General features: G+C 73.4%; 20 protein-coding genes and 4 tRNA genes. 11 read left to right on the forward strand and 13 right to left on the reverse strand.

Going from position 1 to position 22,633, the window contains the following annotated elements; all coding sequences use genetic code 11:
* Positions 1-18: 18 nt before the first annotated feature.
* The 10 genes from H2O74_RS08660 to H2O74_RS08705 form a co-directional block, all read right to left on the reverse strand.
* On the reverse strand, positions 19-549 hold the full coding sequence (locus H2O74_RS08660; RefSeq protein ID WP_255491522.1) for an NUDIX hydrolase: 531 nt from the start codon (positions 547-549) through the stop codon (positions 19-21).
* Positions 546-1,448 carry a pyridoxal 5'-phosphate synthase lyase subunit PdxS gene (gene pdxS, locus H2O74_RS08665; RefSeq protein WP_182111224.1) on the reverse strand — a complete coding sequence of 301 codons (903 nt, stop codon included), beginning with the start codon at positions 1,446-1,448 and terminating at the stop codon, positions 546-548. Before pdxS ends, H2O74_RS08660 begins: the two co-directional genes overlap by 4 nt.
* A 100-nt stretch (positions 1,449-1,548) precedes the next feature.
* Positions 1,549-2,718, reverse strand: coding sequence for a PrsW family intramembrane metalloprotease (locus H2O74_RS08670; RefSeq protein ID WP_182111225.1), 1,170 nt, complete (start codon positions 2,716-2,718; stop codon positions 1,549-1,551).
* 71 nt (positions 2,719-2,789) lie between these two features.
* Positions 2,790-3,416 (reverse strand): hypothetical protein, encoded by a 627-nt coding sequence (locus tag H2O74_RS08675; RefSeq protein ID WP_182111226.1) that lies wholly within the window; start codon positions 3,414-3,416, stop codon positions 2,790-2,792.
* Positions 3,413-4,594, reverse strand: coding sequence for a glycosyltransferase family 4 protein (locus H2O74_RS08680; RefSeq protein ID WP_182114168.1), 1,182 nt, complete (start codon positions 4,592-4,594; stop codon positions 3,413-3,415). Before H2O74_RS08680 ends, H2O74_RS08675 begins: the two co-directional genes overlap by 4 nt.
* 59 nt (positions 4,595-4,653) lie before the next feature.
* The gene (locus H2O74_RS08685) at positions 4,654-5,610 is read right to left on the reverse strand and encodes a phosphatidylinositol mannoside acyltransferase (RefSeq protein ID WP_309232683.1); all 957 of its coding nucleotides are present in this window, start codon (positions 5,608-5,610) and stop codon (positions 4,654-4,656) included.
* Positions 5,607-6,239 carry a phosphatidylinositol phosphate synthase gene (pgsA, locus tag H2O74_RS08690; protein ID WP_182111227.1) on the reverse strand — a complete coding sequence of 211 codons (633 nt, stop codon included), beginning with the start codon at positions 6,237-6,239 and terminating at the stop codon, positions 5,607-5,609. Before pgsA ends, H2O74_RS08685 begins: the two co-directional genes overlap by 4 nt.
* Before the next feature lie 7 nt (positions 6,240-6,246).
* Complete coding sequence (locus tag H2O74_RS08695; protein WP_182111228.1) at positions 6,247-6,834, reverse strand: HIT domain-containing protein; 588 nt, start codon at positions 6,832-6,834, stop codon at positions 6,247-6,249.
* Between the two features lie 5 nt (positions 6,835-6,839).
* Positions 6,840-8,840 (reverse strand): threonine--tRNA ligase, encoded by a 2,001-nt coding sequence (thrS, locus tag H2O74_RS08700; RefSeq protein ID WP_182111229.1) that lies wholly within the window; start codon positions 8,838-8,840, stop codon positions 6,840-6,842.
* Positions 8,841-9,118: 278 nt separating this feature from the next.
* Positions 9,119-9,190, reverse strand: a tRNA-Val gene (locus H2O74_RS08705).
* A gap of 99 nt (positions 9,191-9,289) precedes the next feature.
* Between H2O74_RS08705 and H2O74_RS08710 the strand changes: the two genes are divergently transcribed.
* On the forward strand, positions 9,290-9,718 hold the full coding sequence (locus H2O74_RS08710; RefSeq protein WP_182111230.1) for an SsgA family sporulation/cell division regulator: 429 nt from the start codon (positions 9,290-9,292) through the stop codon (positions 9,716-9,718).
* An 18-nt stretch (positions 9,719-9,736) separates the two neighbouring features.
* Here the strand turns inward: H2O74_RS08710 and H2O74_RS08715 are convergent, their stop codons facing one another.
* Together H2O74_RS08715 and H2O74_RS08720 are read right to left on the reverse strand one after the other, a co-directional pair.
* On the reverse strand, positions 9,737-10,591 hold the full coding sequence (locus tag H2O74_RS08715) for an aminotransferase class IV (protein ID WP_182111231.1): 855 nt from the start codon (positions 10,589-10,591) through the stop codon (positions 9,737-9,739).
* Positions 10,588-11,706, reverse strand: a complete 1,119-nt coding sequence (locus H2O74_RS08720; RefSeq protein ID WP_255491523.1) for a chorismate-binding protein — start codon at positions 11,704-11,706, stop codon at positions 10,588-10,590. Before H2O74_RS08720 ends, H2O74_RS08715 begins: the two co-directional genes overlap by 4 nt.
* Before the next feature lie 118 nt (positions 11,707-11,824).
* Here H2O74_RS08720 and H2O74_RS08725 point away from each other — a divergent pair.
* From H2O74_RS08725 to H2O74_RS08760, 8 genes are all read left to right on the forward strand, one after another.
* A tRNA-Gly gene (locus H2O74_RS08725) sits at positions 11,825-11,896 on the forward strand.
* Between the two features lie 52 nt (positions 11,897-11,948).
* A tRNA-Cys gene (locus tag H2O74_RS08730) sits at positions 11,949-12,019 on the forward strand.
* A gap of 49 nt (positions 12,020-12,068) precedes the next feature.
* A tRNA-Val gene (locus H2O74_RS08735) sits at positions 12,069-12,143 on the forward strand.
* Positions 12,144-12,368: 225 nt separating this feature from the next.
* Positions 12,369-13,535: a MalY/PatB family protein gene (locus tag H2O74_RS08740; protein ID WP_182111232.1), complete on the forward strand. Its 1,167-nt coding sequence runs from the start codon at positions 12,369-12,371 to the stop codon at positions 13,533-13,535.
* Positions 13,536-13,684: 149 nt separating this feature from the next.
* On the forward strand, positions 13,685-14,998 hold the full coding sequence (locus H2O74_RS08745) for an ABC transporter substrate-binding protein (protein ID WP_182111233.1): 1,314 nt from the start codon (positions 13,685-13,687) through the stop codon (positions 14,996-14,998).
* A 34-nt stretch (positions 14,999-15,032) separates the two neighbouring features.
* On the forward strand, positions 15,033-16,010 hold the full coding sequence (locus H2O74_RS08750; RefSeq protein WP_182111234.1) for a LacI family DNA-binding transcriptional regulator: 978 nt from the start codon (positions 15,033-15,035) through the stop codon (positions 16,008-16,010).
* 66 nt (positions 16,011-16,076) lie between these two features.
* Positions 16,077-17,648 carry a hypothetical protein gene (locus tag H2O74_RS08755; RefSeq protein WP_220457937.1) on the forward strand — a complete coding sequence of 524 codons (1,572 nt, stop codon included), beginning with the start codon at positions 16,077-16,079 and terminating at the stop codon, positions 17,646-17,648.
* Positions 17,645-18,925: a glycoside hydrolase family 125 protein gene (locus H2O74_RS08760; protein ID WP_255491524.1), complete on the forward strand. Its 1,281-nt coding sequence runs from the start codon at positions 17,645-17,647 to the stop codon at positions 18,923-18,925. Before H2O74_RS08755 ends, H2O74_RS08760 begins: the two co-directional genes overlap by 4 nt.
* Before the next feature lie 259 nt (positions 18,926-19,184).
* On the opposite strand, the gene H2O74_RS08765 is transcribed toward H2O74_RS08760, so the two are convergent.
* Entirely contained in the window at positions 19,185-20,360 is a 1,176-nt protein-coding gene (locus H2O74_RS08765; protein ID WP_182111236.1) for a Gfo/Idh/MocA family protein, read from the reverse strand.
* Between the two features lie 224 nt (positions 20,361-20,584).
* On the opposite strand from H2O74_RS08765, the gene H2O74_RS08770 reads away from it, so the two are divergent.
* Both H2O74_RS08770 and H2O74_RS08775 read left to right on the forward strand, forming a co-directional pair.
* Positions 20,585-21,412, forward strand: a complete 828-nt coding sequence (locus H2O74_RS08770; protein ID WP_182111237.1) for a sugar phosphate isomerase/epimerase — start codon at positions 20,585-20,587, stop codon at positions 21,410-21,412.
* Positions 21,409-22,572, forward strand: coding sequence for a Gfo/Idh/MocA family protein (locus H2O74_RS08775; RefSeq protein ID WP_182111238.1), 1,164 nt, complete (start codon positions 21,409-21,411; stop codon positions 22,570-22,572). Before H2O74_RS08770 ends, H2O74_RS08775 begins: the two co-directional genes overlap by 4 nt.
* Positions 22,573-22,633: the final 61 nt, after the last annotated feature.

Here is a 22,633-nt window from a genome sequence, read left to right on the forward strand (position 1 = left end):
GCGACGGCGGCCGGCGCCCTAGCCGAGCGTCCGGACGACGCCGTCCCACCCGTGGAGCAGGCCGCGCACCAGCGGGACGAGCTCGGCGGGGAAGACCTCCTCGCGCACGCGCTCGAGCTCGTCCAGGGCCCACCACCGGACCTCGTCCATGAACGCGCGCTCGACGTCGGTCCACCCGTCCGTGCTCAGCGCCCCGGGCGCCTCGACGCGCGCGACGAAGAACTCCTCCGACTGCCGGACCGTCTGCCGCAGGAACCGGAAGTCGGCGCTGCGCACCGCGACGGGCCCGACCAGGTCGTCCCGGGAGAGCGACAGCCCCGCCTCCTCGGCCACCTCACGCACGGCCGCGTCCGACGCGCTCTCGCCCGGGTCGATCCCGCCGCCGACGGTGAACCACCAGGACCGGGCGGGGTCGTCCATGTCGTGCCCCCGCACCAGGAGCACGCGGTCCGCCGCGTCGAGCAGGATCACGCGGGCACCGCGCCGGAAGGGCACGCCATCCGGTCCGGGCACCCACTCGGGGCCCAGCTGGGTGACTCCCGTGCTCACCAGCCCCGCTCGGCCAGGCGGTGCGGCTCCGGGACGTCCTCGACGTTGATGCCGACCATGGCCTCACCCAGGCCGCGCGAGACCTTCGCGATGACGTCGGGGTCGTCGTAGAACGTCGTCGCCTTGACGATCGCGGCGGCGCGCTCGGCGGGGTTGCCGGACTTGAAGATCCCGGAGCCCACGAACACGCCCTCGGCGCCCAGCTGCATCATCATCGCCGCGTCCGCGGGGGTCGCGATGCCGCCGGCGGTGAACAGGACGACGGGGAGCTTCCCGGTGCGGGCCACCTCGACGACCAGGTCGTACGGCGCCTGGAGCTCCTTCGCGGCCACGAAGAGCTCGTCCTGCGGCAGCGAGGTCAGGCGGCGGATCTGGTCGCGCAGCGTGCGCATGTGGGTCGTCGCGTTGGACACGTCGCCCGTGCCCGCCTCGCCCTTCGACCGGATCATGGCCGCGCCCTCGGTGATGCGGCGCAGGGCCTCACCGAGGTTCGTCGCACCGCAGACGAAGGGGACCGTGAAGGCCCACTTGTCGATGTGGTGCTCGTAGTCCGCCGGCGTGAGCACCTCGGACTCGTCGACGTAGTCGACGCCGAGGGACTGGAGCACCTGCGCCTCGACGAAGTGCCCGATGCGGGCCTTCGCCATCACCGGGATCGAGACGGCCTCGATGATGCCGTCGACCAGGTCGGGGTCGCTCATGCGGGCGACACCGCCCTGCGCGCGGATGTCGGCCGGGACGCGCTCGAGCGCCATGACGGCCACGGCACCCGCGTCCTCCGCGATCCTCGCCTGCTCGGCCGTGACCACGTCCATGATCACGCCACCCTTGAGCATCTCCGCCATGCCCCGCTTGACCTTGGCGGTGCCGATGATGTTCTGCGCGTTCTCGGTGCTCACGTCGGACGTCCTCGCGGCTCGGTGGAAGGACCATGGGCGGTCGCCACGGCTACGGCGCGGTGCTGGGGAGCCGCGTCGCCCTCGGCGCGGCTCCCCGATCCTAGACCGACAGGGCGCGCTGGAGGCGCTGGCGGGCCACGACGAGCTCGCCCAGCGCCGCGTTCTCGTCCTGCGCCGCGCGCAGGTCGGCGCGGTCGGTCTGCGCCCGGTGGCGCAGGTAGGCCAGCCGCGTGGAGACCTTCTGGAAGTGGGCCATCGCGGCCTTGCCCTCGGGACCGCCCCGCCCGGCGGCCCAGGCCTGGGCGCGGCGCCGCTCGCCGAGCGACGCGAGCATGGTCACCTCGGCGGGCGCGTACCACCACGTCGCGGCGTACTCGCCCAGGCGCTCGCGCACCACGCGCGCCTCCCGCCGACGGAGCCAGACCACCAGGCCGACCGTGCCGAGGAAGAGCGGCACCTGGAACACGACGTACATGGTGATGAAGCCGGTGCCGTCGCCCATCATGGCGCTGCCGTTCCAGAGCCCGTGCAGCACGGTCGCCAGCAGGAGGCCGACCGGGAGCGCGCCGACCCACGCCCAGCGTGACGTCCGCTCGGCCGCGATGCCCAGCGCGAGCCCGACGCACGCCGTGAAGAGCACGTGCGCGAAGGGGGACATGATCCCCCGCATGAGGAAGATGGTCACGACCGCGGCGCCTCCACCGGGCACGCCCTGTGTCGCGGCCACGGTGCTGCCGAAGTACAGGATGTTCTCGACGAACGCGAAGCCGGCCGCCACCGTCGCCGCGTAGACGAGACCGTCGACCGGGCCGTCGAACGAGCGCCGCCAGACCAGGAAGATGATCAGGACACCGAGGGCCTTGATGCCCTCCTCGACCACGGGCGCCACGACGGCGGCGCCGAGGATGTCCGCCTGGAGCATCGAGCTGCCCGAGGCGACCAGCGCCAGCATCGCGCCGGTGTTGAGCACCAGGGCGACGAGCACCGAGACCGAGGCGCCCCAGCCGAAGGCCACGGCGAGCGCCTGCCAGGGCTCCGGCTCCCAGCGGTCCACCCACTTGATCGCCAGCATGACCAGCGCGAGCGGGATGAACGCGAGGACGGCGGCCGCGGGCACGGCGCGGAGGCCGACCTGGAGCCCGATCACCGCGATCGCCACCAGGACCAGCACCCCGAGCACGCCGAGCGCGATCGCGGTGCCGACGCCGTGCGCGCGCCGCGGCGCCGCGACGACGCCGCCGGGTCCGGGTGCCGCGCCGGGCGGGGCCATGCTCGGGGGGGCCGCGGTGGGCTGCGGCGGACCGGTCGTCGGCCAAGGACCTGCGACGTGCTGGGGGTAGCTCATGTCACCTCTCCGGGTCGGGCGAGTGCCTGGGGCCAAGCGTCGTCGATCTCCACCGTGTGCGGCATCCGGGCACGGCCGTGGAGCCGCAGGAGCCGGACCAAGATCTTGCCGCGCATCCGCTGCGTCTGCGCGACGGCCTCGTTGTGGAACCGCCGCGCGAGCTGCACGCGGTACCACGCCTCGGACAGCGCGCCGACGAGCGCCTCGCCGAGCGGGTCCGCCACCAGGGCGGCGACCTCCGCCCGGTCGGCGAGCGCGGCCCGAAGCGTACGGGACAGCTCGCTCTCCGCGAGCTCGCGCTCGACCCGGGCGTCCGGACCGGACGGTGCGCCGACAGGCACGCCCGGCAGCGCCTCGACCAGCTCGGCCCGCCCGTGCTCGCCGGCGGACAGCGCCGCCCACGACGCCTCGCCGACCAGGACCGAGCTCACGGGGTCGAGCAGCCCGGACGCGGCGAGCTCAGCCGCGGCCGACGCGCGACGCACCAGCTGGGTGTCCAGCGCCGCGCGCGAGGCGCCGACCTTGCGGTGCAGCCGGTCGAGCCGGCTCGCGGCGACCCACAGCCACCACAGGAGCAGCAGCAGCGCGCCGGTGACGAGGACCGTGACCTCGGACCAGCTCACCGCCCGGCCCCCGGCTCGCCCGCGCGCACCGACGCCGGGTCCTCGCGCACGCGCACGTCCGGGCTCGTGCCGGCCAGCACCATCTCGTAGACCGTCAGCACCTGGTGCGTCACCGTCGACCAGTCGTAGCGGCGCACGACGGCGCTCGCGCGCGCGGACGTGCGGCGGCGCAGGTCCGGGTCGGCGAGCACCCGGTTGAGCGTGGCGGCCAGGTCCGCGGAGTCGCCGTTGCGGAACAGGATCCCCGCCGCGCCGCCGTCCAGCACCCGACGGAAGGCGCCCAGGTCGCTCGCGACCACGGTGGCGCCGGCGCTCATCGCCTCGACGAGGACGATGCCGAAGCTCTCGCCACCGGTGTGCGGCGCGCAGTACACGTCGACCGACGACAGGAGCCGCGCCTTGTCCTCGTCCGAGACGGCGCCCAGGAACGTCACCGACGCCGCGTGCTCCCCGAGGGCCTCCCGCGCCTCGGCCGCGCCCGTCTCGCCGTGGCCCGCGACCAGGAAGCGGGCACCCGGGTGGACGGCCAGCACCGCGGGAATGGCCGCGGTGAGCACCGGCAGCCCCTTGCGCGACTCGTCGAGCCGTCCGAGGAAGGCCACCGTCGGCGCCTGCGGCGTGCCGGTCCACCGCGGGTCGGCCTCGGCCGACGCGAAGTCGTCCACGTAGACGCCGTTGGGGATCACCACCGCGTCGCCGCCCATGTGCTCGACGAGGGTGCGGCGGGCGTCCTCGGACACCGCGATCCGCGCCGAGATCTTCTCCAGGCTCGAGCGCACCACGGGGTAGGCCATCTGCAGGGCACGCGAGCGGATGAGCGCCGTGTGGAAGGTCCCGACGATCGGCCCCGAGGCGATCCACAGGGCGAGCATGCCGAGGCTCGGGGTCACGGGCTCGTGCAGGTGCAGGACGTCGAAGTCGCCCTCCTGGAGCCACCGCCGCACGCGGTGAGCGCTCACCGGCCCGAACGTCATGCGCGCGACGGCGCCGTTGTAGCGCACGGGCACCGCACGCCCGGCCGGCGTGATGTAGTCCGGCAGCGGCGTGTCGTCGTCGGCGGGCGCGAGCACGGAGACGGTGTGTCCCTGGCGCTGCAGCGCCTCGGCGAGGTCGCGGACGTGGAACTGCACGCCGCCGGGCACGTCGAACGAGTACGGGCAGACGAGCCCGATGCGCAGCGGGCCGCGATCGCCGCGGCCGGGCCGCGGACCGGCCGCGGGGACGTTCACGGGGCCGGTCACGACGCCGCCGTCGTGGCGGCGTACCGCTCCGGGTCGAGGTCCGCGACGAAGACGCGCTGAAGCATGTGCCAGTGCGTGGGGTGCTCGGCGATCTCCTGCCCGACGACGTCGACCCAGGCCTGCGTGAGGTGGTGCACCCGCTCGTGGCGCGGGAGGCCCTCGGGGACCGCCACCTCGGGGTGGAACGTGATGACGATGCCCCACCGGCTGCCGGCGGCCCGACGCCGGGCACCGCGGAGCCGTTCGTGGCGGATCGACGTGGGGACCAGCGGTGCACCGGTCGCGACGGCGAGCGCCGCCGGGCCCGCGGCGACGCGGGCCCGCTCGCCCAGCAGGTCCACCTCCACGCCGCGCGCCGTGAGGTCACGGTCGGCCAGCAGCGGCACGAGCAGGCCGCCGCGCCGCACCGCGGCGATGAGCGCCCGGAACACGTCGCTTCCCGCGTCGAGCGGGATGATCGACATCCCGTGCCCCTCCCGCAGGCGGACGAACTCCTCGAATACCTCCGGCGGCTCGAGACGCTCGGCGACGGTCGTGACCGGCGCGACGTGCCGGCTCGCCCACGCGCCGGCGAGGTCCCAGTTCCCCTCGTGGCCCAGCGCGAGCACGATCGACCTGCCCGCGCCGAGGTGCTCGAGGAGCGCCTCGGCCCCCACGGCACGCACGCGCGCGAGGATCTGCTCGTCGCTGAGCTTGCCGAGGGTGAAGGCCTCGGCGTAGTAGCGCAGGTAGGTGCGCATGCCCTCGCGGCTCAGGCGCCGCAGCGTGCGCGCGTCGGCGTCCGGCCGGGCGCGGCGCAGGTTCGCCTCCAGGCGCCGGACCCCGGCGCCCCGGACGAGCCAGGCCGCGTCGGCGGCCACGAGCATGGCGGCGCGCACCACGTCCTCGGGCAGCCGGTCCGCCGCGTGCCAGGCGAGCAGGAAGGCGCGCCCGCCGTCGATCCGCAGCCTCATGCCTCCCCCGCCCCGGGGGCGCCCCGCCCGGCGGCGTGCGCCTGGCGGTACACGACCGCCATGCGCTGCGCGACGGTCACCGCGCTCGCCACCGCGAGGAGCGCCAGCACCACGGTCAGGACGGCGACGGGGGCGCCGAGCCCGACCACCGCGGTCGCGACGAGCACGACGGCGAGCCGGTCCGCGCGCTCGGCGATGCCGACGTCGGCCCGCATGCCGAGGCCCTCGGCCCGCGCCCTGGCGTAGGGCACCACCGACCCGAGGACGAGGCACGCGAGGGCGAGCACGGCGGCCAGGTCGTGGTCGCGGGTCGCCAGGAAGAGGAGCAGCCCGCTGAAGATCGCGGCGTCCCCGAACCGGTCGAGCGTCGAGTCGAGGAACGCGCCCCAGGAGCTCGCCCGGCCGGCCGTCCGCGCCATCACGCCGTCGATCATGTCCGTCAGGGCGAAGAAGGCGATGACCAGCGCGCCGACCAGCAGGTGCCCCGTCGGCAGGAGCCAGAGCGCGGCGAGGACGACGCCGACGGTGCCCGTGACGGTGACGGCGTCCGGCGAGACGCCTCGGGCGAGCAGGAAGCGCGCGAACGGCCCGACCACGCGGGCCGCGCCTGCGCGCAGGCGGTTCAGCACGGGGCGATCATCCTCCAGCAGGGGCTGCGGCGGGCCAGGCGGCCGCCAGGCGCGCCCGCGTGTCGCCCAGGAGCTCGGGCAGGGCCTTGGTCCGGGCGATGATCGGCAGGAAGTTCATGTCCCCGCCCCACCGCGGCACGACGTGCTGGTGCAGGTGCGCGGCGATCCCGGCCCCGGCGACGGCGCCCTGGTTCATCCCGAGGTTGAAGCCGTGCGGACGCAGGACGGACCGCACCACCCGCATCGCGGTCTGGGTCAGCGCCGCGACCTCCGCGGTCTCGTCCGCGTCGAGGTCGGTGTAGTCCGCGACGTGCCGGGTGGGCAGCACCATGAGGTGTCCGGAGTTGTACGGGTACAGGTTGAGCACGACGAACGCGCGCTCGCCGCGGGCCACCACCAGACCCTCCTCGTCGGGCAGCCCGACGGCGCGGCAGAACGGGCACTGCTCCGCCGCCGGACCCGCCGGCTTGTCCTGCCCGCCGACGTACGCCAGGCGGTGCGGGGTCCAGAGCCGCTCGAAGCCGTCGGGCACCCCGGCCAGCCCTGCCGCGGGCTCGGCGTCGCCGGCCTCCGGCCCCTGCCCCTGGTCCGCCACGCCGATCAGACCTGGGCCCGCTCGCGCACGGCCGAGACGATCCGGCGGACCGCCTCGTCGACCGGCACCTGGTTCTCCTGGCGACCGTCGCGGTAGCGGAAGGAGACGGCACCGGCCTCGACGTCCTCGCCCCCCGCGATGAGCACGAAGGGCACCTTCTGCGTCGAGGCGGTGCGGATCTTCTTGCCGAACCGGTCGTCGGACAGGTCGACCTCGGCGCGGATCCCCTCGGCCCGCAGCCGCGCGACGACGTCGCCCAGGTAGTCGTTGAAGGGCTCCGCGACCGGCACGGCGACGACCTGCACGGGCGCGAGCCAGGCCGGGAACGCGCCGGCGTAGTGCTCGGTGAGCACGGCGAAGAACCGCTCGATCGAGCCGAACAGGGCGCGGTGGATCATCACCGGGCGCTGCCGCGAGCCGTCGGGCGCCGTGTACTCGAGCTCGAACAGCTCGGGCAGGTTGAAGTCGAGCTGGATCGTGGACATCTGCCACGTGCGCCCGATCGCGTCCTTGGCCTGGACGGAGATCTTGGGCCCGTAGAACGCGGCGCCGCCCGGGTCGGGCACCAGCTCCAGGCCCGACGCGGTCGCGACCTCCTCCAGCGTGCGCGTCGCCTCGTCCCACGCGTCGTCCGAGCCCACGGACTTCTCCGGGTTGCGCGTCGACAGCTCGAGGTAGAAGTCGTTCAGCCCGTAGTCCTTGAGCAGGCGGAGGACGAAGGTCAGCAGCCCCGTCAGCTCGTCGCGCATCTGCTCGCGGGTGCAGTAGATGTGCGCGTCGTCCTGGGTGAACCCGCGCGCCCGCGTCATGCCGTGCACGACGCCCGACTTCTCGTAGCGGTAGACCGTCCCGAACTCGAAGAGCCGCAGCGGCAGCTCGCGGTACGAGCGCCCGCGCGAGCGGAAGATCAGGTTGTGCATCGGGCAGTTCATCGGCTTGAGGTAGTAGTTCTGCCCGGTCCGGCGCACGTTGCCCTCGTCGTCCAGCTCCTCGTCGAGGTGCATGGGCGGGTACATGCCCTCGGAGTACCAGTCGAGGTGGCCCGACAGCTGGAAGAGCCGCTCCTTGGTGATGTGCGGGGTGTTGACGAAGGAGTAGCCCGCCTCGACGTGGCGCCGGCGCGAGTAGTCCTCCATCTCCATCCGGATGATGCCGCCGCGCGGGTGGAACACCGCCAGGCCGGAGCCGATCTCGTCGGGGAAGGAGAACAGGTCGAGCTCGTTGCCCAGGCGACGGTGGTCGCGCCGCTCGGCCTCGGCCAGCCGCTCGAGGTGGGCCCGGAGCTCGTCCTTCGTCGGCCAGGCCGTGCCGTAGACGCGCTGCAGCTGGGGGTTCTTCTCCGAGCCGCGCCAGTAGGCGGCCGCCGAGCGGGTCAGCTGGAACCCGTTGCCGAGCAGGCGGGTGCTGGGCAGGTGGGGGCCGCGGCACAGGTCCTGCCACGCGACGGACCCGTCACGCTTGACGTTCTGGTAGATCGACAGGCCACCGAGCCCCACCTCCACCGAGGCGCCCTCGGCGGCGGTGTCGGACGTGCCCTTGAGCCCGATGAGCTCGAGCTTGAAGGGCTCGGCGGCGAGCTCGGCGCGGGCCTGCTCCTCGGTCACCTCCCACCGGCGGAAGGTCTGGCCCTCCTTGACGATGCGCTGCATGACCTTCTCGAGCGCCTTGAGGTCCTCGGGGGTGAAGGGTGTCTCGACGTCGAAGTCGTAGTAGAAGCCGTCCGTGATCGGCGGGCCGATGCCCAGGCGCGCCTGCGGGTGGAGCTCCTGGACCGCCTGGGCCAGCACGTGCGCCGCGGAGTGGCGCAGGACCGCGAGGCCGTCGGGAGAGTCCACGGTCACGGCCTCGACCTGCGCGCCGGCCGGGACCGGCGCGGACAGGTCGCGCAGCTCGCCGTCCACACGGGCGACCACGACCTCGCGGCGCCCCTCGAAGAGCTCTGCCGCCGTCGTCCCCTCGGGCACCTCACGCTGGGCTCCGTCGACGGTCAGGGTGATCTGTGGCACGGCACGAACTCCTCGATTGGGCGGTCCGACGATGCTACCGACCGGGGACCGCCCGGGGGACGCGCACAGGGCCGGGGCCCGTCTCAGGTGTCGGGAAGGCGGGCCTCACGGCACTGAGCCGGACGGGTGATGCACCCGGCGACGACTCCTGCGGCGCACCCGGACGGGACCTAGGTCACACATCACGGGCAGGCCGCCTGACCTGCGAGGTCTCAGGGAGTCATAAACAGTTTCACCCGGTGATGCCCCGTTCGGGGGATGACCGGGGGCCGACAAGGTGGGCGATACTGGGTTCGAACCAGTGACCTCCTCGGTGTGAACGAGGCGCTCTACCACTGAGCCAATCGCCCGTCATGCGGCGTGGTGCTCACGAGGGAGCACCGCACGACGACGCGATGATGTTAGCGAACTCCGCGCCGAATACGGAATCGACAGGGAAAGGGGTGGCCATGGCAGGACAGGTCGAGGACGTCCGCGAGGCCGTCCCGATGCACCTGGTGCTCTCCGACGCGAGCGTGATGCCCGTGCGGGCCGAGCTCAGCTTCGACGCGAGCGATCCCTACACGGTGCGCGTCGTCTTCACGGGGACCCACTCGACGTCCACGTGGCTGCTGGGCCGCGAGCTCATCGCGCACGGTGTGCTGGCCGACGCGTCGGCGCCGGCGGGGACCGGCGACGCGCGGATCTGGCGCGACGAGGACCCGACCTACCTGCTCGTGGCGCTGAGCGGCGTCGAGGGCGACGCCCTGCTCGCCGGCCCGGTCGAGCCGTTCAAGCGGTTCATCGCCGCCACGGTCGAGCTCGTGCCGTTCGGCAGCGAGGGTCAGCGCATGGAGAACGAGATCTCGCGGCTGATCGTGACGCTTCTCGACGCCTGAGGCCCGGCCCCGCCGGCCTCACGGGTCGACGTCGGCCGCCTCGCGCTCGCGGTACAGGGCGGCGACCCGCTCGGTCAGCGGCCCGGCCGCCAGCCGGTGGCCGTCGAGCCCGACGATCGGCACGAACGTCCGGACCGAGCCGCTCAGCGCGAGGTGGGCCCGGCCGGCGACGACGTCGTCCAGCGCGGTCCAGGGCAGCTCGTCCGGTCCCGCCTCGCGCACCGGCAGCCCCGCCTGCGCGGACCACTCCAGCACGAGCTCCCGCGTGATGCCCGCGAGGCACCCGGTGCTCAGCGCGGGCGTCAGCAGCTCGCCGTCGCGCTCGACGAAGGTGTTGCTCCCCGTGCCCTCGCACAGCGCCCCGACGGTGTTGGCCAGGAGCGCCTCGTCCGCGCCCTGGCGCGTCGCCTCGCCCAGCGCCACGACGTTCTCGGCGTACGACGTCGTCTTGAGGCCCGCGACGGCGGAGCGCTCGTTGCGCGTCCACGGCACGCGGACCGCGGTGACGGGGCGCGGGGGTGCCGCGGGTCCGGCGACGACCAGGAGCGTCTGCGCGCCCGGGGTGCGCCCGGACCCGAGCGGGCCGAGGCCCGCCGTGAGCGTGATCCGCACCCGGCCCGCGCCGGGCTGCGCGGCGAGCACCGCCGACACACCGGCCCGGACGGCGTCGAGGTCCGGCTCGTCGAGCCCGAGCCCGCGCGCCGAGCGCCCGAGGCGCGCGAGGTGGCGGGTGAGGGCGAACGCGCTCCCCCGCACGACCCCGCAGGTCTCGAACACGCCGTCGCCCACCGTGACCCCGTGGTCGACGGGGCTGAGGACCGGTTCGGCCGCATCCCGCAGGCGTCCGTCCGCCCACACCGCAAGGTCGCTCATCGGTCGTCCTCCTCGTCCGCGCCCGGGGGCACCGTCCCATCATCCGCCGTCGCGCTCGCGAGGGCGACGAGGCGCGCGGCCTTGAGCTCGGTCTCGGCCCACTCGGCCGCCGCGTCGCTCCCCCACGTCAGGCCCGCCCCCGTGCCGAAGTGGAGCCGGCCGTCGGCGGTCCACCAGAACGTGCGGATGGCGACCGCGAGCTCGGCCTCACCGCGGTCGCCGTCGACCCAGCCGAACGCGCCGCAGTAGGGACCGCGGGGACCGGGCTCGAGCTCGCGGATGACCGAGAGCGCGGCGCGCTTCGGCGCCCCGGAGACCGACGCGGGCGGGAACGTGGCCGCGAGCAGCCTCTCCCAGCCCTGGCCGGGCAGCAGGCGCCCCTCGACCCGCGTGACGAGGTGGACCAGGCCCGGGTGGTGCTCGACCCCCAGCAACGACGTCACCTCGACCGTGCCGGGGCGGCACACGCGCTGCAGGTCGTTGCGCACCATGTCCGCGATCATCACGTTCTCGGCCCGGTCCTTGCCGGACAGCCCGGCGGCGGTGGCGGCCGTGCCCTTGATCGGACCCGACCCCACCCCGCCGTCGCGCACGCGCAGGAAGAGCTCGGGTGACGCCGAGACCACCCACGCCGGGGGCAGGCCCTGCCCCGCCGGGACGTGCAGGGCGCCGGCGTGCGGCGCCGGGTTGCCCACCTCGAGGGCCGCCGCGAGGGCCGCGGCCGAGGGCTCCGCGCCGTCGGAGCCGGCCGGCAACGGCGCGCTGAGCACCCGGCACAGGTTCACCTGGTAGACGTCTCCGGCCCGGATCCGCTCCCGCACGGCCGCGACGCCGGCGAGGTAGGCGTCGCGGGACATCGAGCTCGACCAGGCGTCGGCCGGCGGGCCCCGCCACGGCAGACCGCCCGGTGACACGCCGTCCCGCGTGACCTCGGCGAAGCGCCAGGCGCGGACGGGACCGTCGAACTCCCCCACGACCACCCAGAACCCGTGCTCGAGACGCTCCGGGTGGCGGAGCACGTCGACGCACTCCACGGGCCCGCGGGCACGGACCCCGGCGAAGCGGGCCCAGCCCTCGACGGGCAGGCGCGGGACCTCGAGGGGATCGACCGGCACGCGGCCACGCTAGCGGGCGCCCGACGCGCGGGGCGGCGGGCCGGTTTGGCTCTGGTCCTCGCGGTCCGTTAGAGTTCGGGACGCACAAGGCGCCGGGGAGACCCGGAGAGCGTGTCGCGCGGACGTGGCTCAGTGGTAGAGCATCACCTTGCCAAGGTGAGGGTCGCGGGTTCGAATCCCGTCGTCCGCTCGGAGGCGACATACCCGTACGGGCAACGCCCAGGTGGGTGCAGGAGCCTTACGGTGGAGTGGCCGAGAGGCGAGGCAGCGGCCTGCAAAGCCGTCCACACGGGTTCGAATCCCGTCTCCACCTCGCATCAGCAGTCCAGCATCAACCGAGCAGCACAGCCGTGTTCCGGCACGGGCGATTGGCGCAGCGGTAGCGCGCTTCCCTGACACGGAAGAGGTCACTGGTTCGATCCCAGTATCGCCCACCAGCATCACCGCAGGTCACAGGCCGTTTCGGAGACATCCGAGGCGGCCTTCGGCGTGTCGGGGACCCCGCGCAGCAACGGCTGTAGAGGGGCCTCCCTGACAGTGGTGTCGCCCTCGGCACCGTGACGTGGACACCCCCGTCCCGACCCGGCGCGCGGACGCGCCGGTCCAGTCGTCGGGGTGACCTCGCTGTCCAACTCCCAGGTGGGGCGGCAGGATGGCGGCGCATGACGACGCCCCCTCCCTTCCACCTCCGCACCGCCGACGATCTGCGGCGGCGCGGCTCGGTCAAGTGGTCGACCGCCGGGGACGTTCTGGGCGCCGGGGTCGCCGAGATGGACTTCCCGGCCAGCGAGCCCGTCGTGGCTGCCCTTCGCTCGGCGGTCGACGCCCAGGCGTTCGGCTACCTGCCGCCCTCGGTGGCGGCGGCGACGTCCCGGGCGACGGCCCACCGGCTGCGCAGCGCCTACCGGTGGGACGTGCCCGCATCCGCGGTGCATCTGGTCGCCGACGTGCACACCGCGTTCCGCACGGCCGTCGAGCACTTCTCCGCGCCCGGCTCACCGGTCGTCGTCCCCACACCCGCCTACATGCCGTTCCTCGCGGCGCCGGGCATCCTCGGGCGGCCGCTCGTCGAGGTCCCCATGGCGCGGGCCGCAGGGGGATGGACCCTGGACCTCGACGCGATCAGCCGGGCGCTGGAGCCCGCCGGCGGCCTGGTCGTGCTGGTCAACCCGCACAACCCCACGGGCCACGTGCACACCCGCGCGGAGCTGCTCGCACTGGCGGACGTCGTGGCGGCGACCGGGGCGCGAGTCCTCGCCGACGAGATCCACGCACCCCTCGTCCTTCCCGGCGCGACCCACGTCCCGTACGCGTCGCTGTCTGCCACGACCGCCGCCCACACCGTCACGGCCGTGTCGGCGTCGAAGGCGTGGAACCTGCCCGGGCTCAAGTGCGCCCAGCTCGTCACCACCAACCCTGCGGACGACGCCACGTGGGAGCGCATCGCCGTCGTCGCCGGGCAGGGGGCGAGCACTCTCGGTGCGATCGCCACCACCGCGGCGTACACCGAGGGCGGCCCGTGGCTCGAGGAGGTGCGCGACTACCTCGACGGCACCCGGGCCCTGCTGGTGGACCTCGTCGCCGAGCACCTTCCCGAGGTGCGCTGGACGCCGCCGCAGGGCACCTACCTCGCCTGGCTCGACTGCCGAGGCCTCGACCTGGCGATGGCGCCGGCCACCTTCTTCGCCGAGCGGGCGGGTGTCGCGGGGGTCGACGGTGCGGCGTGCGGCGCCGTCGGCGCGGGATGGCTCCGGTACAACTTCGCCACGCCGCGGCCCCTCGTCGAGCAGGCCGTGCGACACATGGGGGCCGCGGCCGCGCGAGCCTGAGCCGACGGTCCAGCCCGGACCGGGCTGCGACCCGAGGGCTCGCCCTAGTCATCCTGGTACCGTTCCCGGTAACGTTCCCAGAGCCGCGACGACGCGGCCGCGCCCGTCACCGGGTACGGGACAACGCCGACGCGAGAGGCCATGCAACGATGCCTGAGACCCACTGCCCGAGGCCGACCACCACCGGGAGCCGCCGTGCGGTCTTCGCCGGGGTCGGGGTGCTCGCCCTGGCTCTGAGCGCCTGCAGCGGCAGCACCGACCCGGGCGACGACGGCGACGTCGAGCTGCGATTCAGCTGGTGGGGCAGCGACGCACGGCACGAGATCACGCAGACCGTGATCGACGCCTACGAGGCCAAGAACCCCGGTGTCACAATCACGCCCGAGTACAGCGACTACGGCGGCTACTGGGACAAGCTCGCCACCACGGTCGCCGCCAACGACATGCCCGACGTCATCCAGATGGACGAGAAGTACCTGCGCGAGTACGCGGGGCGCGGTGCGCTCCTCGAGATCCCCGAGTCCGTGGACACCAGTGCGATCGACCCCGCGGCGCTCGGGATCGGGCACATGGAAGATGGGCTCTTCGCGATCCCGGCCGGCATCAACTCGTTCGTGGTCATCGCGAACCCCGCGGTGTTCCGCGACGCCGGTGTCGAGCTGCCGGACGACTCGACGTGGACCTGGGACGACTACGACGAGATCGCCCGCCAGATCAGTGAGAACTCCCCGTCGGGCGTGTACGGGGCGGCCTCGATGGGCTCGTGGGACGCCTACCTCAACTACTTCGCGCGCCAGCGCGGCGAGTCGCTGTACACGGCCGACGGCGAGCTGGGGCTGAGCGTGCCGACGGTGACCGAGTTCTGGGAGACCGTCCTGCGCCGCAGCCAGGACGGCCTCACCCCGCCCCCGTCGGAGATCGTCGAGGACCTCACGGCGACGGTCGAGCAGAAGGTCTTCGCCCAGAACCGGCAGGGCATGACCGCCGCCGACAGCAACACGCTGAACTCCGCGATGACGGCCTCGGGGTCCTCGGAGCTCGTGCTGCTCCGGCCCCCCAGCCTGACCGGGAAGGCCTCCGAGAACGGGGCCTACTACAAGGGCTCGATGTTCTGGTCCATCTCCTCGCGCACGGAGCACCCGCAGGAGGCTGCGGCGTTCGTGGACTACCTGATCAACAGCACCGAGGCCGCAGAGGTCATGCTCGCCGAGCGCGGCGCGCCGCCCAACAGCGCGCTCCGCGAAGCCATCGCGGACCTGGTCAGCGACGCGGACGCAGCCACGCTCGCCTACATCGACGAGATCGCCGACGAGGTCGGAGAGGTCGCGCCGCCGGCGCCTGTGGGCGGCGGGAACACCTCCGAGGTGCTCAGCCGCTACCTGGCCGAGGTGCTCTTCGAGCGCCAGACTCCGGCTGAGGCCGCTCGGGCGTTCATCGACGAGGTGAACGCCGGCCTCGGATAGCCGCCACACCTCGTTGCCGACCACCGGAGGGCCCATGACCGCGCGCAACATCACCATCAAGGACGTCGCCGCGGCCGCGGGAGTCGGGGTCTCGACGGTGTCGCGCGTCGTCAACGGCGAGCGCTACGTCAACCCGGCGACGCGCGAACGGGTGCAGGCCGCGATCCACGCGCTGGGTTTCCGGCCCAACCTGGCGGCCCGCAACCTCCGCCCCGGACGCCGCAGCGAGACCATCGCGCTGCTGATCGAGGACATCGCCAACCCCTTCTCCGCCGGCATCACGCACGGGGTCGAGGAGGTCGCCACCGCGCGCGGCGACCTCGTCACGATCGGAGTCACCGGGCGCAGCTTCCCGCTCGAGCAGAACCTCGTCACCGAGATGCTGCGTCGCAACGTGGACGGTCTGCTCGTCGTGCCCGCGCCCGGCGACCACCGTCCCGTGGCGGTGGAGACCGGCGACGTCCCGCTCGTGTTCCTCGACCGTGAGCCCCAGGGCGTGGAGAGCGACGTGGTGCTCCTCGCCAACCTCGACGGCGCGCGCGGCGCCGTCGAGGACCTGCTCTCGTCGGGCCACCGCCGGATCGCCTACCTCGGTGGCGACGTGACGGCCGAGCCCGGGTCCGAGCGCTGGGCGGGGTACCGCAGCGCCCTGGCGGACGCCGGGATACCGGTCGACCCACGGCTGGTGAGCGTCGATCACATGACGGTGGCCTCGGCCGCGGACGCCGTGCGGGGCATCCTGCGTACCGCCGAGCCGCCGACCGCCCTGTTCGCCGACAACAACCGGATGACCCTCGCGGCGCTGACCGGTGCGGGACGCACGGCGCCTCCGACGATCGCCGGGTTCGACGACTTCGAGCTCGCCCCGCTCGTCGAGTCGCCCCTCACCCTGGTCACCTATGACGCCGCAGAGCTCGGACGCAGTGCCGCACGCCTGCTCTACGACCGCATCGACGGTTCCACCGGCCCAGCGCGCCGGGTCGTCATCCCCACCCACCTGCGACGCGCCTGACGGCGCCCGACACCCGAGGACCCCATGCCCTACTCCGCCGTTCCACCCCCCGACAGCGTCCACGTCGTGACGGGCTCCTCCACCGAGCCGCTGGCCGCGCGACCCGACCCCGAGCGCTCCACCTGGAGCTCCGTGGCCGCCGACGTGCTGGTGCGCCCCGTGGGCGACGGCCTGGCCGTCGCGCTCAGCGCGCCCGGTCACGAGATCGAGCGGATCGCCCTGCGCTGGGCGCTGCCCCAGCCCGAAGGGGTACGCATCCTCGGCGACGCCTGGGAGCGCAGCTACGGCGAGCTCGAGTGGGGGGTGATGCGCCCCGAGCGCACCCTGCCCTGGTACTGGCTGGCGCACGACCCACGCAGCGGGGGGACGACAGGCATGGGCGTGCAGGTCCGCCCGGCGGCGTTCTGCTCGTGGACCGTCGACCCGGCCGGCGTCACGCTCTGGTGCGACGTGCGGTCGGGCGGGAGCGCGGTCGTCCTCGGTCACCGCGTCCTGGACGTCGCCACGGTCCGCGCCGTCGTCGGCGCCGACGGCGAGGGCCCCTTCGCGGTCCACCGCCGCCTGTGCCGTGCGCTGAGCCCCGGCACCAGCCCGTCGACCGCCCCGCTGGTCGGCTCGAACAACTGGTACCACACCTACGGCGAGTTCGACGTCGACACGATCCTTGCCGACGCCGACCTCGTCGCGGGACTCGCGGGCGATCACGCGGTCCGGCCCTTCAGCGTGGTCGACGGCGGCTGGAGCCCCGGTGGAGGCGCGGCCGGCGGCCCGTGGGACACGGGCACCGGCTCGTTCACCGACATGCCCGCCGTCGCCGAGCGCATCCGCGCCGCGGGTGCCCGCCCCGGGCTGTGGTTCCGGCCCGCGACGTCACGTGTGCGCACCGGCTACACACGAACGACGCCGCTCGGCGGCATGTGGCCGCTGGACCTCTCGCTGCCGGAGTCCCTCGAGGTGATCGGGGCGGACGTGAGGCGCTTCCGGGCGTGGGGCTACGAGCTCCTCAAGCACGACTTCTCCACCTTCGACGTGCTGGGGCGCTTCGGTCACGCCTTCCAGGGCGCCCGACTGACGTCACCGGGGTGGAGCTTCGCGGACCGCAGCCGGACGACCGCCGAGATCCTCGTCGGGCTGTACCGGGTCATCCACGACAACGCCGACGGCGCCGTCGTGCTCGGCTGCAACACGGTCGGCCACCTCGCGGCCGGTCTGCAGACCGCCCAGCGCACCGGGGACGACACGTCCGGGCGGCAGTGGGAGCGGACACGCCGGATGGGGGTCAACACCCTGGCGTTCCGTCTCGCCCAGCATGGCTCCTTCTTCACGGTCGACCCGGACTGCGTCCCCGCCACGCCGCAGACCCCGTGGGAGCTCAACCGGCAGTTCCTCGACCTCGTGGCGCGCAGCGGCACCGCCCTGTTCCTGTCGGTCGATCCCGCGTCCCGCACGCCTCGCGTCGACGCCGACCTGCGCGCCGCCGTGCGCATCGCGCTGGACGGGGGCGAGCCGGGCGGGGTCGAGCCGCTCGACTGGGTCCACACCTCGGCGCCGCGCCGCTGGCGGACCGGTGACCGGGAGACCACCTACGCGTGGGAGAGCGCGTGGGGCACGGACCCGCTGCTGAGCGGGATCGAGTGACCGTCCTCGACCCGGCGACCCGCGACCGGATGGTCTCGCTCGTCCGCGCCGCATGGCCCGACCCGGTCGTCGAGCGCATCTTCACCGACGCCATGACCCGGACCCTGCGCGACGCCGTCCGGACGGCGTCGGACGGCACGACGTTCGTCCTGACCGGGGACATCCCCGCCATGTGGCTTCGGGACTCGGCGGCGCAGATGCGCCCCTACCTCCCGTTCACCGCCGAGGACCCCGGCCTTCGTGACGTCGTCGTCGGGCTCGTGCGCCAGCAGGCCGCCGCGATCCTGCGTGACCCGTACGCCAACGCGGTCAACGCGCGGCCCGACGGCGCCGGCCACCAGGACGACCTCACCGAGATGTCGGCGTGGGTCTGGGAGCGCAAGTACGAGATCGACTCGCTGTGCTTCCCGCTGCAGCTCGCGCATCAGCTGTGGGCCCTCACCGGCACGACGGACCACGTCGACACGACGTTCGCGCGGGCGGCCCGGCTGGTCGTGGACACGCTGCGCGTCGAGCAGGACCACGAGGCGAGATCGCCGTACCGCTTCCGCCGGCTCACCGGCCCGGCGTCCGACACCCTGGTCCGGGACGGGCGGGGCAACCCGGTCGCGCCGACCGGGATGAGCTGGAGCGCCTTCAGGCCCAGCGACGACGCCTGCGCACTGAACTACAACGTCCCCGGGAACCTGTTCGCCGCGGCCGCGCTGACCCAGCTCGCCACGTTGGCTCGCCGGGTCCTCGGGGACGACGTGCTCGCCGCCGACGCGGAGGCGCTCGCCGGGCAGATCCGGGCGGCGGTGGCCCGGCACGGAGTCGTCGAGCACCCCGTCCACGGTCGCATCTACGCCTACGAGGTCGACGGGCTCGGGAACGCGGTCCTCATGGACGACGCGAACATGCCGAGCCTGCTCTCGCTGCCGCTGACCGGCGGCGTCGACCCGAGCGACCCCCTGTACCTCGCCACGCGCGCCTTCGTGCTCAGCCCGGCCAACCCCACCTACGTCCGGGGCCGGGCTGCGTCGGGCGTCGGGAGCCAGCACACGCCCGCGGGGTTCGTCTGGCCCATGGCCCTGTGCGTCGAAGGGCTGACCAGCCCTGCCGTCGACGTCAAGCGGGCGCTCGTGGCGACGCTGTGCTCGACCCACGCCGGCACGTACCGCATGCACGAGTCGTTCCACGGCGACGAACCCGCCGTGCACACCCGCGACTGGTTCTCCTGGGCGGACTCGATGTTCTGCGAGCTCGTCCTCGACGTCGCGGGCGTCCGGCTCCCGTAGCCGAGAGCTCAGCGACGTCGACCTCGGCTGCACTCCCCTGTCCCCTGACCGAAGGACCCTCATGCCCCGAACGCCACGCACGAACGAGACCCCGGCCACCGGCCCGACACCGACGCACGCCGACGGAAGGTGGTGAGCACGTGTCCGCATCTCCGAGCTGAGGGGCACTGGCGACCACCGCGATCTTCACGTTCATCTGGACCTGGTTCTTCGTGTTCCTCTTCGGTCAGAAGGACCTGGTCACGGGGATCGGGTGCTGTCAGCCCTCGCCGCGCACCGGGTAGGTGCCCTCCTCGCGGATGCGCTCGTCGAGCAGCTTCAGGTACTGCTGGTCGTCGAAGTCCAGCCGGACCTCCTCGCCCAGCCAGCTCGACAGGTGGATCGCATTGGCGAGGCGCACGCCGTTGATGCCGTCCGCCCCCGGAGCGATCAGGGGCGTGCCGTCCAGGACGTTGAGAGCGAAGTTCTCGAGCACGTCCGCATGCTGCTGGCCGAAGGGCGACTCGAACTCGATCGTCTCCTGCGTGTAGAGCGTGTCGAGGTCGACCTCGCCCGTGTACAGGCGTGCGACGTCGGCCATGTCCATGGCTGCGCTCAGCTCGGCCTCGGGCTTGCGCAGCCGTGTCACGACGGCGCGCCTGCTGTCCTCGACGACGACCTTCCCCTGGTCGCCGAGGATCTCGAACCGGTCCGTGCCCGCGATGTCGTAGGTGCAGGTGACGAAGGTGCCCGTCACGCCGTCGCCGTAGTCGACCAGGGCGGTGACCTCGTTCTCGACGGCGATGTCACGGTTCACCCCGTACCCGAGCTTGGAGTACACCCGCTGGGGCATGCCGCAGATCCACTGCCACAGGTCGAGCTGGTGCGGCGCCTGGTTCACCAGGACGCCCCCGCCTTCGCCGCCCCACGTCGCACGCCACGCGCTGGAGTCGTAGTAGCCCTGCGGCCGCCACCACGTGGTGATGATCCAGCTGCTCCGCAGGACCCGGCCGATCTCGCCGCCCTCGACGATCTCCTTCAGGCGCCGGTACAGCGGGTTCATGCGCTGGTTGAACATGATGGCGAAGGTGAGGTCGGGCCTCGTCCCGGCGACGGCGACGAGCTCGTCCGCCTGGCGGGTGTAGACCCCGACCGGTTTCTCCACGAGCACGTGCACACCGGCGCGCAGCGCGGCGATGCCCATCTCGGGGTGCAGGAAGTGCGGGACGGTCGTCACGACGGCGTCGACGTCGCCCGACGTCAGCATCGCCGTGTAGTCGTCGTGCACGGCGACGCCGGGGTACGACGAGCGGACGAGCTCCCGCTTGGCGGGGTCCGTGTCGCAGACGGCTCCCAGGCTCATGTGCGGGACCCGTCCCTCGCTGATCAGCGTGGCGTACATGCTGCCCTGCTGCCCGAGTCCGATGATGCCGAGGCGTACGGCGGTGTCCGCCATGGGGGTGCTCCTGTGGGTCGTCGTGTCGGGGACCGTCCATCACACCGAGCCGCGGCCTGCGGGCACAAGCAGTTGCTCTGAGTTGCCTGTCCCACCGGACAGGGGTCGGTCCCACGGCAACATGCTGCAATCCGTTGCTGCGCGTACGCGCCCTCCCTAACGTAACGGGCACCGCTGCGGCGCCGTGCCCCTGCGTCCCCGCACCAACCCTGGAGGTCCTCGCGATGTGGGTCCTGTCCGGATTCGCCGACGAGATCGATCCGGACCCGGAGGTCCAGTGCCGCGTTCTCGACGACCTCGGGATCCGGTACCTGGAGCTGCGCAGCGCGTGGGACGTCAACGTCCTGGACCTGAGCGACGAGCAGGTCACCGAGATCACCCGGATCCTCGCCGCGCACGGCATCGGGGTCTCGTCCATCGGCTCGCCCCTCGGCAAGGTCAACATCACCGACGACTTCGATGCGCACCTGCGCCGGATGGACCGCGCGGTCGAGGTCGCCCACGCGGTCGGCGCGCCGTACATCAGGGTCTTCTCCTTCTTCCTGACCGCGGAGCAGCGACCCGAGGCCTACCGGGACGAGGTGGTCCGCCGGATGAGCGCGCTGGCCGAGCGAGCCGCCGCGGGCGGCGTCGTCCTGCTCCACGAGAACGAGAAGGAGATCTTCGGCGACGTCCCCGAGCGGGTCCACGACCTCGTGACGGCGGTGGACTCCTCCGCACTACGCCTGGCGTGGGACTCGGCGAACTTCGTGCAGTGCGGCGTCGTGCCGTTCCCCGAGGCCTACGCGCTCCTGCGCCCCTACACCGACTACATCCAGGTCAAGGACGCCGTCCTGGCCACCGGAGAGGTGGTGCCGGCCGGGGAGGGGGACGGCCGGCTGCGCGAGACCGTGCGCGCGCTCGCCGACGACGGCTACGAAGGGTTCGTGTCCATGGAGCCGCACCTGGCCGACGCGCACCACCTGGGTGGGTTCTCCGGCGCGGACAACTTCGTCCGCGCCACCCGGGCCTTCACGGCCATCCTCGAGGCCGAGGGCGTGCCCTACCGATGAGTCTGCGGTTCGCGCTCGTGGGCTGCGGCGTCATCGCACCGACGCACGCCCGGGCACTGCTCGACCTGCGCGGCCACGCCGATCTCGTGGTCTGCTCGGACGCCGTCCCCGAACGTGCCCGTGCCCTGGCCGCGGAGTTCGGCGTGCGGGCCGCCCCCTACGACGAGGTGCTCGCAGACCCCACGATCGACGCCGTCACCGTGTGCACCCCGAGCGGTCTGCACGCGGAGGTGGGCGTGCCGGCCCTGCTCGCCGGGAAGCACGTGATCGTCGAGAAGCCCATGGACGTCTCGGTGGAGGCATGCGACCAGCTCCTCGCCGCGCAGGCGGTCTCGGGTGCCGCGCTCGCGGTGGTCTCCCAGCACCGGTTCGACCCCGCGTCCCAGGTCGTCAAGGCCGCGGTCGACGACGGCGAGCTGGGCCGGCTCGTCCTCGCGGAGGCGCGCGTGCCGTGGTACCGCCCGCAGGCGTACTACGACTCCGGCGAGTGGCGGGGCACCTGGGCGATGGACGGCGGCGGTGCGCTGATCAACCAGGGCGTGCACACGCTGGACGTGCTGCGGTGGATCTGCGGCCCGGTCCGGACGGTCTACGCCCAAGCGCGGACCGCTGCGCACGAACGCATCGAGGTCGAGGATGTCATCTGCGCGACGGTGGAGTTCACGAACGGCGCCATCGGCACGATCATGGCGTCGACCGCTGCCTACCCCGGGTTCGCCGCACGGCTGGGCGTCCACGGCACACGTGGCGGCGCGGTCATCGAGGGCGACCGGCTCGCCACGTTCGTGACGGTCGACGGGGTCCGTCGCGGTGGCGAGTCCGCGACGGCGCACGCCCTGCAGGTGGCCACCGGGGGAACCCGCGCGGCGACCGAGGCGGTCGAGGACTCCGCGCGCGCCCGCGGCGCCGAGCACACCGCCGACGACACGCCGGCTCCTGCCGACGCCTGGGGGCGGGCGCACCGCGACCAGCTCCTGGACTTCGTGGCGGCGGCCCAGGAGGGTCGGCCCCCGCTCGTGGACGGCATCGAGGGCCGCCACGCCGTCGAGCTGGTCCGTGCGATCTACCACTCGGCCCGCACCGGCGCGCCGGTCGCCCTCGCGCCGCCGTCTGTCGACATCGACGTGCTTGCCGTCCAGGAACATCACGCCGGGGTGTGACCGGGGCGTCGTGCCGCCCGCTCCCGTCCCATGGCGTGGCCTGCGCCCGGTGGAGGTCACC

The organism is Actinotalea sp. JY-7876 (assembly GCF_014042015.1).
GTDB lineage: Bacteria > Actinomycetota > Actinomycetes > Actinomycetales > Cellulomonadaceae > Actinotalea.